The sequence below is a fragment of the Bradyrhizobium sp. dw_411 genome, assembly GCF_018449695.1.
Taxonomy (GTDB): domain Bacteria; phylum Pseudomonadota; class Alphaproteobacteria; order Rhizobiales; family Xanthobacteraceae; genus Bradyrhizobium.
The window spans coordinates 64831-76870 of the sequence record NZ_JAAVUY010000022.1; the positions used below are offsets into that span (position 1 = coordinate 64831).

General features: G+C 63.3%; 10 protein-coding genes and 1 pseudogene. 2 read left to right on the forward strand and 9 right to left on the reverse strand.

Features of this window, described 5'->3' with window-relative positions; translation table 11 throughout:
* Nucleotides 1–142 precede the first annotated feature (142 nt).
* From HB676_RS29295 to HB676_RS29315, 5 genes are all read right to left on the reverse strand, one after another.
* Nucleotides 143–796, reverse strand: a complete 654-nt coding sequence (locus HB676_RS29295; RefSeq protein ID WP_213741972.1) for a carboxymuconolactone decarboxylase family protein — start codon at nt 794–796, stop codon at nt 143–145.
* A gap of 80 nt (nt 797–876) precedes the next feature.
* Nucleotides 877–1695 carry a class D beta-lactamase gene (blaOXA, locus tag HB676_RS29300; protein WP_213742026.1) on the reverse strand — a complete coding sequence of 273 codons (819 nt, stop codon included), beginning with the start codon at nt 1693–1695 and terminating at the stop codon, nt 877–879.
* 210 nt (nt 1696–1905) lie between these two features.
* On the reverse strand, nt 1906–2172 hold the full coding sequence (locus HB676_RS29305) for an EscU/YscU/HrcU family type III secretion system export apparatus switch protein (protein WP_213741973.1): 267 nt from the start codon (nt 2170–2172) through the stop codon (nt 1906–1908).
* Complete coding sequence (locus HB676_RS29310) at nt 2169–4049, reverse strand: flagellar hook-length control protein FliK (protein WP_213741974.1); 1881 nt, start codon at nt 4047–4049, stop codon at nt 2169–2171. The genes HB676_RS29305 and HB676_RS29310 overlap by 4 nt, the downstream gene beginning before the upstream one ends.
* A 68-nt stretch (nt 4050–4117) precedes the next feature.
* Entirely contained in the window at nt 4118–4903 is a 786-nt protein-coding gene (locus tag HB676_RS29315; protein WP_213741975.1) for an ATP12 family protein, read from the reverse strand.
* Nucleotides 4904–4993: 90 nt separating this feature from the next.
* On the opposite strand from HB676_RS29315, the pseudogene HB676_RS29320 reads away from it, so the two are divergent.
* Nucleotides 4994–5434, forward strand: a pseudogene (locus HB676_RS29320) (hypothetical protein).
* A gap of 7 nt (nt 5435–5441) precedes the next feature.
* On the opposite strand, the gene HB676_RS29325 reads toward HB676_RS29320, so the two are convergent.
* The 4 genes from HB676_RS29325 to HB676_RS29340 all read right to left on the reverse strand — a co-directional run bounded on the left by HB676_RS29325 (nt 5442) and on the right by HB676_RS29340 (nt 10809).
* Nucleotides 5442–6647: an amidohydrolase family protein gene (locus HB676_RS29325; protein ID WP_213741976.1), complete on the reverse strand. Its 1206-nt coding sequence runs from the start codon at nt 6645–6647 to the stop codon at nt 5442–5444.
* A gap of 145 nt (nt 6648–6792) precedes the next feature.
* Nucleotides 6793–7995: an RluA family pseudouridine synthase gene (locus HB676_RS29330; protein ID WP_213741977.1), complete on the reverse strand. Its 1203-nt coding sequence runs from the start codon at nt 7993–7995 to the stop codon at nt 6793–6795.
* An 85-nt stretch (nt 7996–8080) separates the two neighbouring features.
* Nucleotides 8081–9415: a replication-associated recombination protein A gene (locus HB676_RS29335; protein ID WP_213741978.1), complete on the reverse strand. Its 1335-nt coding sequence runs from the start codon at nt 9413–9415 to the stop codon at nt 8081–8083.
* Nucleotides 9412–10809 carry a DegQ family serine endoprotease gene (locus HB676_RS29340; protein ID WP_213741979.1) on the reverse strand — a complete coding sequence of 466 codons (1398 nt, stop codon included), beginning with the start codon at nt 10807–10809 and terminating at the stop codon, nt 9412–9414. The genes HB676_RS29335 and HB676_RS29340 overlap by 4 nt, the downstream gene beginning before the upstream one ends.
* A 181-nt stretch (nt 10810–10990) precedes the next feature.
* Here HB676_RS29340 and HB676_RS29345 point away from each other — a divergent pair, with 181 nt between their 5' ends.
* The gene (locus tag HB676_RS29345; RefSeq protein WP_213741980.1) at nt 10991–12004 is read left to right on the forward strand and encodes a zinc-binding alcohol dehydrogenase family protein; all 1014 of its coding nucleotides are present in this window, start codon (nt 10991–10993) and stop codon (nt 12002–12004) included.
* The last annotated feature ends 36 nt before the right edge of the window (nt 12005–12040 follow it).

The window sequence follows — 12040 nt, forward strand, 5'->3', positions numbered from 1 at the left end:
CGCGCGGCGCGGCGATCGAAGTATGCCGTCATTCCGGGATGGTCCGAAGGACCAGACCTCAGATGTGCAATTGCACATCGGGGAATCTCGAGATTCCGGGTTCGATGCTTCGCATCGCCCCGGAATGACGGCATTAGCCCCCCTACTCCTCCCCCACCTTGAACGGCGGCTCCTTGCCGGGAGGCGTGGTTTCCTCGGCCATCGCCAGCATCATCGCGACCATCACGTAATTGCCCGCGACACCCGTGAGATCCACGATCTGCTGATCGTTGAAAACCTTCTTGGCCCGCGCATAGGTCTCGTCCGAAACCTTTTGCGTGGTGGTGAGCTCGGTGACGAAATCGTAGACCACGGCTTCATCCTCGGCCATGCCCGAAGGCCGCTTGCCGGTTTTGAGTTCCGCGATGATTTCAGCGGACAGACCCGCCTTCGCGGCCAGCGGCGCGTGCGCGAACCACTCGACCTGCGAGCGCCATTGCCGCCCGATGATCAGGATCGCGAATTCATTCAGCTTGGTCGGGACTGACGTTTCCCAGCGCAGATAATGAAACAGGTCGAACAGCCGCAGCCCCAGCACCGGGCTGCGCATGATCGGATTATAGGGTCCGCCAAGACCGACGCTCGAGACCTTCATCACCTGTTCGCCAAGCGGCTTTTGCGCGTCGCTGAGCTGGTCCATGGTGAGTTGCGGAAAGCGCGGCTCCTTGCTGGTCGCGGCCTGCGGGAACAGGGTAGCGGCAAGCCAGCCACCAGCCGCGGCGACCATCAGCGAAGACATCCAGATGGCAGATTTCATGATTTCCTCCGTACGTTTCTTGGTTGTACGGAGATGCTAAACCAGCCGTGCTGGCCGCGCCAGCGGGTTCAACAGTCCGCTCATATCGCCCCGATATCGGTCAGGCACTGCTGGGAAATCTTCATGCGATCGGCGATGTGATGCGACTCGCGGACATCGAGATTAAGCGCGAACACGGTATTGGCGCTGCCCTTCTCGGCCCAGCCCACCATCCAGCCCAGCGACGGCTTGCCGATCTCCGCACCCAGAAGTCCGGATTTGGCGCGGATGATGCTGTCGCCCACCGTGGTGACGGGAAGGATATCGCGCACCAGATCCTGGCTGCGCTTGGAGACCGGCAAGGTGCCGCGCCGCAAACGATCCACAAAATCGACCTGCTGCACCGGATCGATGCGTAAGTTACCGGTCAGCCAGAAATGGTCGATGCCGCCGCCGATATCGCGGTTGCCGTACTCAAAGAGATCGACATATTTTTGCATCCGCTCCTGACCGATGCGCCGCGCGATCTCCTGATAGACCGGCACGGCCGAGGCCGCGATCGCCGAGCGCAAGGTATGGTCCTTGTTCCAGGCCTCGATGTCCCTGACCACGCCGTCCCACTTGAAGATGTCCTTGTCGGGATCGCCGACAACGCCGGTTTCCAGCGCGATGAGCGAATTCGGAATCTTGTAGGTCGAGGCCGGCAGCTTCGCCTCGCCGGAGCGATCCCTGTCGCTCGCGATGACGAGATAGTCGTCGATCTTGTAGCCGACGAAGGTGCCGGCAGTGCCGGCATCGGCAAAATGTTTGGCCAGATCTTCGTGGATTTCGCTGCGCTGGTACACGACATCGGCGAAAGCGTGCGACGGCAACAAGCTCGCGCCAGCGAGAGCCCCGAGCACGTGGCGGCGATTGGGTATCATGGCGACGTCCGATCCGAACAAGCAACGACGATGCAGACGGCATCGTGGTGAAACAATGACGGAAACACCACCGCCGTCGCCCGGCGAACGCCGGGACCCATACCGCGTGATCTATCGCAAAGGCACCGTGGTCGACGTTCTTCGCAAAACAACGGCCGGTGGCTATGGGTCCCGGCGTTCGCCGGGACGACGACCGGTGAGAAACCTCTACCTGATCCGCCCCGACAGCCGCAGCACGAAGATCAGTACTTCCGCGACGGCCTTGTAGAGTTCGGCCGGAATCTCGTCGCCGAGTTCGACATTGGAGAGCGCGCCGGCCAGCACTTCGTTCTCTTCGATCGGGATGTCATGGGCCTTGGCGACCTCGATGATCTTGGCGCCGATTGAGCCCTTGCCCTTGGCGATGACGCGAGGCGCGCCGGACTTGTCGTAATGCAGCGCGACCGCGAGCTGGCTTTGGGTTTTGACGCTCATAGCGCGCGATCCAGAAAATGCCCTGTGGGCGCCGAGACCGGTTGCACCGGCGCGCCGTCGCGCACGACAATATCGCCCGGCTGCAACTCGGCGCGGCTTAAAGCCTGACTGAGCTGCGAAACGCCCGCGCGCAATTGCATCGCGGTCGCGGGCCGTTCCGCCCACATCCGCACGGAAGTCTTATCACCACTCAGCGAGATCATCGCGTGAACCGGACCGGCGGGTTCGACGTCGAGCGAGAAACGCGCGCGCCAGACCGGTTTGGCCGCGCCGGGCTCGCGGCCGCCACCATCGCGCGAGATATCGAATTGCGCCATCGCGGTGCCCTGCGGCGTCGCGAACGGGATTTCGAAATTCCACCGGGGCGTGGTGGGATCGACCCGGCCGGTGGCCGCATCGGGCTGGCCCGGCAAGGACGCTACCTGCAGCAGCGTCTGCCGCGCGATCGCGCCGTCGGTATCGGAAAGCAAATGTTGCAGCGTCGCGTCGACAGGCGCTTTCGATATCAGCGTCGCGGGCAGCACCGGCTGCGCGGCGGGCAATGCGCCGTTGAGCGGCGGTGGCGGCAGATTGGAGCGTGCGAATTCGGCGTCATCGACCCCCAGCGTGCGCGCGCCCATCACCGCCGGGAGCAGCGCAAGCGTCTGGCTGTTGTCGAAAGCGAACTTGCTGAGATTTCCTGCCGCCAGCGGACTGCCCTGCACGGCTTCCTGCAGCAGATTGAGCGCCGCACCGCTGACCGCGGCCCGCGCCGCTGCGTCGGCCGGCGTTGCTGCGGAGGAGATGACTTGGCTCGCCGCGCTAAGGTCGAGGATATCGGAGGCGACTTCCAGCGCCGCAGTTTGCGACGATGCTGTAGAGGCGGCGGCTCCGGATGTCAGCGATGGTGCGATCGAGGGCGATGCAGTCATCGGCGTTTCCGGCCCGGCGATGATCGTAACGGGCTGCGATACCGCGACGGACGGCTCAGCGCCCTGCTCGATCGCGATGGCGCCCGCTATCGTTCCCGCCTGTGCTGTCGCCGTTGCCTCTGCAATTGTTGGCGTGACGCCCTCCGGCATGACGATCTCGGCTGCCGTTGCGCTTTGCGAAGCCGCCGATGCCGTCGTGCTCAGAAGCCCGGTCGTTGTTGCCACCGACGTCCCCGCCGTAACCGGCGCGCTGCCAATTGAAGTCGTCAGCACCTGACGTAACACAATCAGCGCGGCCTTGAGATCCGGCACCGCGCCGGATGACGCCACCGATCCCGACGCCAGCGATGCCTCCAGAAACAACCCGGAGCTCTGGAACGCCTGCTTGATGTCGTCGCCGGTCAGGCTGGGATCAAGACTGGTTTGTTGCGCCAGCACCTGCGCCATCGCTTGCTGGACCTGCGGCGGCAGGCCGGTCAAGCCGGCGGCGACACCGAGATTGGCGAACAATGTGGCGAGTGACGTCTGCTGGGTCGCCGCGGTCTGGGCCGCGGCCGAGACCGCGGAGGTCTCGAGCGCGGTGAGCTGGTTGACCAGGGTGGTCCCCGATGTGACCGGGGCCGCAATATTGGTCACGGCGCCAGGCGCCAGCGTGACGGTGTCGCCTATTGCGGATGAATTGCCGGCGCTCTGGCTGGCCGCGGCGCCGCCCTGCTGGCTGACCACCGCGAGCGCGATACCGCCATCCTGGGTCTGCGACACCTGAAGCTGCAGCGTCTGGCCGGCCTGCAGCGGCACCTGCGACTGCACGTCCAGCGCCTGGCCAGCAATCGAGATTTTCACCTGATCGCCGCCGAGGATCTGCAGCACCTTGGCGCTGATCACGCTGCCCGGCTGCAGCACGACATCCGCCGTCGCGCCCTGCGCGGCAACCAGCGGAATGTTCGGCGTTATGACGATCGACATGGGGTCGCTTCAGGTTGCTCACCGGGCTCAGGCCCCGCTGAAGCTACCCCGGCGTCGTAAACCTGCCGTTAACCGGTCCCCGGATTGAGAGCTTTCAGAATGCCCGCGGCCGCCTTGAAATCGACCAAACGGGCCGCCCGGCGCGCCGCGACTTCCTCGTCAACGCCCCATTTCTCGCTGTTCCAGTCCTCATCGACATGGGCGGCGGCCCAGACCTGATCCTGATCGATCACGCCATGCAGCAGCGCCAGCGCCAGCAGCGCCGAGCCGGTCAGCGTCGTGATCACATGCAGCGCCGCGATCGACCAGGGATCGGACGGCAGCGCCGCGCGCGCCGCCGCGATCGCGGTGTCGGGCTGGCTGACATGCATGATGCCTTCGGCCAGAATGAAATGCGCGCCCAGCGTATCCGCGGCCCAGAACAGGATGGGGTCCCACTGCGCCGCCTCGCGCGCGACAAGCGCTTCAGGATGGCCCGCGCGATAGAACAGCAAATCCGATCCCAGATATTTCGCGACGTCTTCAGTGACGGCGTCGACCCGATCGAGCACACCATCGAGCACGCTGTTGGCAAAGCGCGTATAAGGCATCGTCAGGGGATCGATGAACTCGATCTGCGCGCCCCACTCGCCCGACATCGCCTCCGCAATGGCGCGGTTCGGTGCCGCCAGCGCGCGGCCGGATGGCGTGCGAATGGTCTTGTCATCGAGCGTGATGGCAAATCCATCGGGCCCATCCGCGACATCCACTTTGGCATAAAACCGCTTGCGGCGCGGCGCGCGCGTGGTGCGGCGTACCGCTTCCTCCGGATCGAGCGGTGAATGGCCGGCGACTTCGTCGAATAATTCACGCATTTTAGTCTTTGGCTTCCATGCAGCGATGATATCTGTTGGCAGGGTACGACAAGGATGGCTGCAAATAAAGCGAACTGGCCGGGGATCACGATGCGGATTTGGCTGCCAAGCCTTGTTCTGCTCGCTGGCGTTTGGCCTGTCGCAGCCGGGTTCCGTTCCCCGGAATCGCTGGTCCGGAATGTCTACGCTTATTACGGCGACAGATCGTCGGATCTATCGAGCGGACTGCCGCACGATCCCGACACCGTGCGCCAGTTCTTCGATCCCAGCCTGCGCGAAGCCTGGGGCGCCTCCCTCAAGCCGCCCTATGACTTCATGGTCCAGAGCCCGACCTAGAAACTAAGTGCGATCTCGATATCGATCCTGCGCAAGCAATTCGACAAGACCTATGTCGTCGCGGCCTTCGACAATCAGGGTCGCGCCGTGATGCTGAATTTTATTCTCGTGAACGGTCCTGAGGGCTGGGTGATCTCGGATGTCGAGAGCCCGCACGATTCGCTGCGCCTGTTTCTGGCGCAGTACCGGAACTGACTCGCCTTCACGGCTTCTGATAGATGATCCCGCCCGCGCGAAGGGTATAGGCGACCTTGGCAAGGTTATGCACGTCGGCAAGTGGGTCGCCGTCCAGAACCACCAGATCGGCGTCAAACCCCTTCTCGACCCTGCCCTTCTTCGCGACCTTGAAATACTGCGCCGGATTGGTCGTCAGCGATGCCAGCACCTGCCGTTCCGACAGCGCGCGGTGCATCAGTTCGAATTCGAGCGTTGTGTCATAGAGCTTGGTGAAGCCGACATCGGTGCCAAAAAGCACCACACCGCCATTGTCCGAAAACGCCTTGAGCTGGCTGACGCCGGATTCAACCAGCCGGGCACCCATGCCGGGATCGAGGACGACGGTCGTGAATAGCGCCAGCGTCGGGATCAACGCGGTCCCCTGCGATTTGAACTGGACGAGTTGCTCGGCCGTGGTCGGTTGTCCCGGGGCGGTGTGAGCGAGGATATCGACTCCCGCCGCAATCACCGTATCCACGCCAATCTTGTTTTGCGGATGGGCAAACACCGGCCTGCCCTGCGCATGCGCCACATCGACCGCGGCCTTGGCGGTGGCTACGTCCATATTCACCACGGGCTTGTCGCCCATATAGGCGCCGGTAAACAATTTAACGCCGTCGAGGCCCATGCCCATATAACCGCGCGCCATCCGCGTGGCTTCGTCCGGCGTCGCGGCCTCGGGCAGTTGCAGTTCAGCCGGTAAATAAACGGGGTGGCCGCCTTTCGGGAAAATGCTGCCAGCCAAAAAGATATTGGGGCCCGCGACTTCATTCGCTGAGATGCGACGGCGTAGTGCCAGGGTATCTCTCGGGTCGGACCCGAGATCCCACACCGTCGTAAAACCCCATTTAGTCAGCATGGTGCGCATATGCTCTTCAAGCGAAGCCACCGGCGCATTGGCGGCGTTTCGCCAGGGCTCTTGCGTGAAATGAACGTGGCTGTTCCAGAAGCCGGCAACGATAGTCTTGCCGGTGCAATCGATGACGCGCGCATCCGCGGGAATCTGGACCTCGCTGTGGCGGCCGATCGCGGTGATAGTACCGCCGGAGGTCACAACGACCGCATCGGGGATCGCAGTGGCCTCAGGCGACGCGTAGACGCTGCCTCCGACGAGCGCGAGAGTCTGCGCGTTGGCGGTCGCACCGCAGAAAAGGAAGAAGAACAGCGCAACGCGCGGCCAATTCACAATCATGCGTAGGGTCCCTCGATTTACACGATGGTTGTCAGGTGCCGGAACGAACCGAAGCGCTACCTCAATGGCGCGTCCCTGATTTGATCGTTCTTGCTCTCCCCGGACAAATATCGATGGCGGCACATGGGACGCCGTCACATCCGCGTCACTCTTCGGGGGCGTTTTCGATCGGATCGAACCGGTCGGCCTCGAGGCCGAGCAGGTTCCAGGACTGCAGCATATGCGGCGGCAGCGGCGCGGTCGCGTCGATCACGCCACCGCGCGGATGCGGGATCACGATCCGCCGCGCCAGCAGATGCAGCCGCTTCTGCAGGCCACCCGGCAATTGCCAGTTTTCCTTGTTGAAATATTTGGGGTCACCGATGATGGCGTGATCGATATGCGCCATATGCGCGCGCAACTGATGGGTTCGCCCGGTCACGGGCTTCAGCGAAACCCAGGCGAGTTTTTGCGCCGATGTTTCCACCACCGCGTAATAGGTCACGGCGTGACTTGCGCCCTCGTCGCCATGCGCCGCGATGCGCATGATGGTATCTTCCTCGTTCTCTTCCTTGGCCAGATAGGTCGAGATCCGGCCCTGCTTCGGCTTCGGAACGCCCGCCACCAGCGCCCAGTAGATCTTGCGCGCGGAGCGATGACGAAACGATCCGGTCAGCGCGGTCGCCGCGAAGCGCGTTTTTGCAATCAGAAGACAGCCCGCGGTTTCCTTGTCGAGCCGGTGCACCAGACGCGGCTTCTGCCCTTTCGCATCTCGCATCACTTCAAGCATGTCGTCGACGTTGCGCGTGATGCCGGAGCCGCCCTGCACTGCCAGGCCCGCGGGCTTGTTCAGCACCATCACGTCGGCATCCTCGAACAGGATCATGTCCTTGAGGGTCTGCAGCGTCTTGGCTGCCGCTTCCGAAAGCTCGCCGACGACCTTGGGCGTATCGAGCTTGAGCGGCGGAATGCGGATGCTTTGGCCTTCCTCGACGCGATCCTTGCTGTCGGCGCGCTTGCCGTTGACGCGCAGTTCCCCTTTACGGACGATGCGCTGGATGTGCGAGAACGACAGGCCGGGAAAACGCGCCTCCAGAAAACGATCGACGCGCATGTTGTTCTCGTCCGCGGTCACGACAACGGTCTGGACTTTGGTCGGCAACGGCGGCGGCTCAACGACCACCTTCTCGGGCTCGGGGACAAACGGCTTGGCCGGCCGCGGCGCCGGGGCTGAGAACCGCGCCGGCGGCTTGCCGCCCGGGCGATGACCCTGCGGCCGTTCGGTTTGCGATCCGCGAAAAGGGCGCGCGCCCTTGGGACGATCGCCCGATGTGCGTTTCGCCAGAGGTCTTTTGATACGTCGGCTCATGCTCGCGTCGGCTCCAGATCTGAACCGTTGGGTAGCCTAAAAGCAGCGAATCGTCACGGAAATAGCAGCAAACCTGCGAAGGATGTCAGCCATTTCCTCGCTGAGCCCGTAACTTGGCCCAGTAATCCAGCCGCTTGCGGATTTCGCGCTCGAAGCCGCGGTCAGGCGGATCGTAGAAGGTCTGGCGTCCGAGCGCCTCGGGGAAGTAATCCTGCCCGGAAAACGCCTCCGGCGTGTCGTGATCGTATTCGTAGCCGCCGCCATAGCCTTCCGACTTCATCAGCTTGGTCGGCGAATTCAGGATGTGCTTGGGCGGTAGCAGCGAACCATTCTCTTTCGCAGTCCGCATCGCGGCGCCGAACGCCTTGTAGGCCGCGTTGGATTTCGGCGCGGTGGCGAGATAGATCACCGCCTGCGCGATCGCCAGTTCACCCTCGGGATGGCCGAGAAAATCATAGGCGTCCTTGGCCGCATTGCAGATCACCAGCGCCTGCGGATCGGCGAGCCCAATATCCTCGACTGCCATCCGCACGACGCGCCGCGCCAGAAACAGCGGATCCTCGCCGGCGTCCATCATGCGGGCGAGATAATACAGCGCCGCATCGGGATCGGAGCCGCGCACCGATTTATGCAGCGCCGAGATCAGGTTGTAATGCCCGTCGGCCGACTTGTCGTAGATCGGCGCGCGCCGCTGCAGGATGTCCTGCAATTTTTCGGCGTTGAATATTTCGCCCTCGCGCGCTGAGCGCCAGACCTCTTCGGCGAGCGTAAGCGCCGCGCGCCCGTCGCCATCGGCCATCCGCACCAGCACGGCGCGAGCCTCATCATCGAGCGGCAGCTTTTTGCCCTCGATGCTCTCGGCATGCGCGAACAGTTTTTCGATCGCGGCGGGATCGAGCGAATGAAACACCAGCACACGCGCCCGCGACAGCAAAGCGGCGTTGAGTTCGAACGAGGGATTTTCGGTGGTGGCGCCGACCAGCACCACGGTGCCGTCCTCCATCACGGGCAGAAACGAATCCTGCTGGGCGCGATTGAAGCGATGTACCTCGTCGACGAACAGCAGCGTTCCCTTGCCCATCTCGCGCCGCGCGCGGGCGGCATCGAACGCCTTCTTCAGATCGGCGACGCCGGAAAACACCGCCGAGAGCTGCTCGAAATGCAACTCGGTGGCGTCCGCCAACAGCCGCGCGACCGTGGTCTTGCCGGTGCCCGGCGGTCCCCAGAATACCAGCGACCCCAGCGTGCGCGTCGCCAGCATCCGCGTCAGTGCGCCGTCCGGTCCCAGAATGTGATCCTGGCCGACGACATCCGACAGCGTGCGCGGGCGCAATCTATCGGGAAGCGGATGCGGCGCGTCCTGCTCCATCCCCGCGGCGGCGAACAGGTTGGTACCTTCGCGTGGGCGCTTCGGGCTCATCCGCCGAGCGTAACATTGATCTGCTGGCCGCCGCGCACCAAAGTGATACGCCACAGCCGCGAGGTATCGCGCGTCGCCTTTTCGAGATCGCTGGTTTTGGCGATCTTCTGATTGTTGACCGCGAGAATAATGTCGCCTTTCTGGAAACCGACATTGGCGGCGGTGCCGCCGTCGGCGATATCCGTCACCACGACGCCTTCGGTATCCGAATCCAGATGCAATTCGTCGGCGACCGCCGGTGAAATGTTAGCGATCTTGGCGCCCTGGAACGGCGAGCGCGTCGTCAGGACGATTTCGTTGCGGCCGGTGTCGGGGGCGGTCTCCAGCGGGATCGACAGCTTTACAGCTTTGCCGCCGCGCTGCACTTCGATCTCGGATTTTCCGCCGAGCGGACGCGTGGCGAAGCGATAATCGAAGGCGTTGGGATCCTCGACCGTCTGGCCATCGATCGTGACAATCAGATCGGACAATTTCAGCCCGCCCCGCGCCGCCGGGCTGCCGGCAACGACATTGGCGACCAGCGCGCCGGAGGGCAGCCGAAGCCCCATGGTTTCGGCGATCTCCGGCGTCACCGCCTGCAGCCGCGCACCGAGCCACGGCCTCTTGACCGCCTTGCCGCCACTTTTCGCCGAAGTCACGACCACCCGCACCATATTGGCCGGGATCGCAAAGCCGATGCCTTGAGAGCCGCCGGAGCGCGAGAAGATCGCGGTGTTGATGCCGGCAAGCTTGCCGGTCATGTCGACCAGCGCACCGCCCGAATTGCCCGGATTGATCGCGGCATCGGTCTGGATGAAGAACTGATAGTCGGTGATGCCGACTTGCGTGCGCGCCAGCGCCGAGATGATGCCGTGGGTAACGGTCTGTCCGACGCCAAAGGGATTGCCGATCGCCAGCACGACGTCGCCGACCATCAGCTCGTCGGAATTGGCAAAATCCAGCGTCGGGAATTTTTCGTTGACGTCTTTCAGCCGAAGAATGGCCAGATCCGTACGGCTGTCCTTGAGCACGATCTCGGCCTCGAATTCGCGCTTGTCGGACAGCGACACCTTGAACTGGTCGGCGCCTTCGACGACGTGATTATTGGTCACGACCAAGCCGGAAGCATCCACCATCACGCCCGATCCGAGCGAGCGCTGCACCCGCTCCTGCTGCTGCCCGCCGGGGACGCCGAAGAAGCGGCGAAAGATCGGATCGTCGAGCAAGGGATTGCGGTCTTGCACCACCTTGGCAGCGTAGACGGTGACCACCGCCGGCTGCACGCGCTGTACGATCGGGGCATAGGAGAGCTTGAGTTCCGCGCCCGAAGCCGGCACGCGGCGGTCCTGGGACATCGCCGGGGCCGTCGCGGCCCAAACAACCAGCAATGCCGTGAGAATGCGAACAACGATCATGAGGGGATTCCCGAGAATAGATGGGGCGAATATAGGCCCCCGGGCCCGCGAATAGAAGTGATTGGAGCCTTTCGGGGGCCACGCGCCGGATGGACTTACACGGCCATCTTGCAATTCCAGCGGCAAAATCGCACCTAGTCGGGGGGCCGGTGTTTACGGCCGGCAACAAGGAGAACCGCCTATGAAGGCCGTCGGGTATAAAAAATCGCTGCCTACCGATGCGGCAGATGCGCTGATCGATTTCGAGACCACGAAACCACAACCGGCCGGCCGCGACATCCGGGTCGCCGTCAAGGCGATCTCGGTCAATCCGGTCGATTACAAGGTCCGCAAGCGCGCGGCCCCGCCCGAAGGCGAAACCAAGATTTTGGGCTATGACGCCGCCGGTGTGGTCGATGCGGTCGGCCCCGATGTGACGCTGTTCAAGGCCGGCGACGAGGTCTATTACGCCGGCTCGATCCAGCGTCAGGGCACCAATTCGGAATTTCATCTGGTGGATGAGCGGATCGTCGGCCGCAAGCCGTCAACGCTGTCATTCGCCGAGGCGGCCGCGCTGCCCCTGACCTCGATCACCGCCTGGGAACTGCTGTTCGATCGGCTTGGTGCCGTGCCCGGCCGAAGCGTCGATCCGCGCACGCTCCTGATCATCGGCGGCGCCGGCGGCGTCGGCTCGATCCTGACCCAGCTCGCCCGGCGCCTTACTGGCCTCACGGTGGTGGCAACGGCGTCGCGGCCGGAAACCCAGAAATGGTGCCTCGATCTCGGCGCCCATGCCGTGATCGATCACAGTAAGCCGATGAAAGAGCAGATCGACAAATTGAAATTGCCGCCGGTGGCGCTGATCGCGAGCCTCACCAATACCGGCGATCACTACAAGGCGCTGGCGGACATTATCGCGCCGCAGGGCAAATATGGATTGATCGACGATCCCGCGGAATTCAACGTCGCCGCCTTCAAAGGCAAGTCGGTTTCGGTGCACTGGGAATCGATGTTTACCCGCAGCTCGTTCCGGACACCTGACATGATCGGCCAGCATGCTTTGCTCAATGACGTGGCTGATCTGATCGACAAGGGCGTACTGCGCACCACGCTCGATCAGGCGTTCGGCACCATCAACGCCGCCAACCTGAAGCGCGCGCATGCATTGCTGGAGTCGGGCAAATCGCGCGGCAAGATCGTGCTCGAGGGGTGGTAGAACTCTGACTTTGTAGGGTGGGCAAAGGCGCATCTG

Excerpts from the sequence above, each read along its gene's own strand:
- HB676_RS29295 (WP_213741972.1), bottom strand. The coding sequence starts at position 796 with ATGAAATCTGCCATCTGGATGTCTTCGCTGATGGTCGCCGCGGCTGGT.
- HB676_RS29305 (WP_213741973.1), bottom strand. The coding sequence starts at position 2,172 with ATGAGCGTCAAAACCCAAAGCCAGCTCGCGGTCGCGCTGCATTACGAC.
- HB676_RS29310 (WP_213741974.1), bottom strand. The coding sequence starts at position 4,049 with ATGTCGATCGTCATAACGCCGAACATTCCGCTGGTTGCCGCGCAGGGC.
- HB676_RS29315 (WP_213741975.1), bottom strand. The coding sequence starts at position 4,903 with ATGCGTGAATTATTCGACGAAGTCGCCGGCCATTCACCGCTCGATCCG.
- HB676_RS29325 (WP_213741976.1), bottom strand. The coding sequence starts at position 6,647 with ATGATTGTGAATTGGCCGCGCGTTGCGCTGTTCTTCTTCCTTTTCTGC.
- HB676_RS29330 (WP_213741977.1), bottom strand. The coding sequence starts at position 7,995 with ATGAGCCGACGTATCAAAAGACCTCTGGCGAAACGCACATCGGGCGAT.
- HB676_RS29335 (WP_213741978.1), bottom strand. The coding sequence starts at position 9,415 with ATGAGCCCGAAGCGCCCACGCGAAGGTACCAACCTGTTCGCCGCCGCG.
- HB676_RS29340 (WP_213741979.1), bottom strand. The coding sequence starts at position 10,809 with ATGATCGTTGTTCGCATTCTCACGGCATTGCTGGTTGTTTGGGCCGCG.
- HB676_RS29345 (WP_213741980.1), top strand. The coding sequence starts at position 10,991 with ATGAAGGCCGTCGGGTATAAAAAATCGCTGCCTACCGATGCGGCAGAT.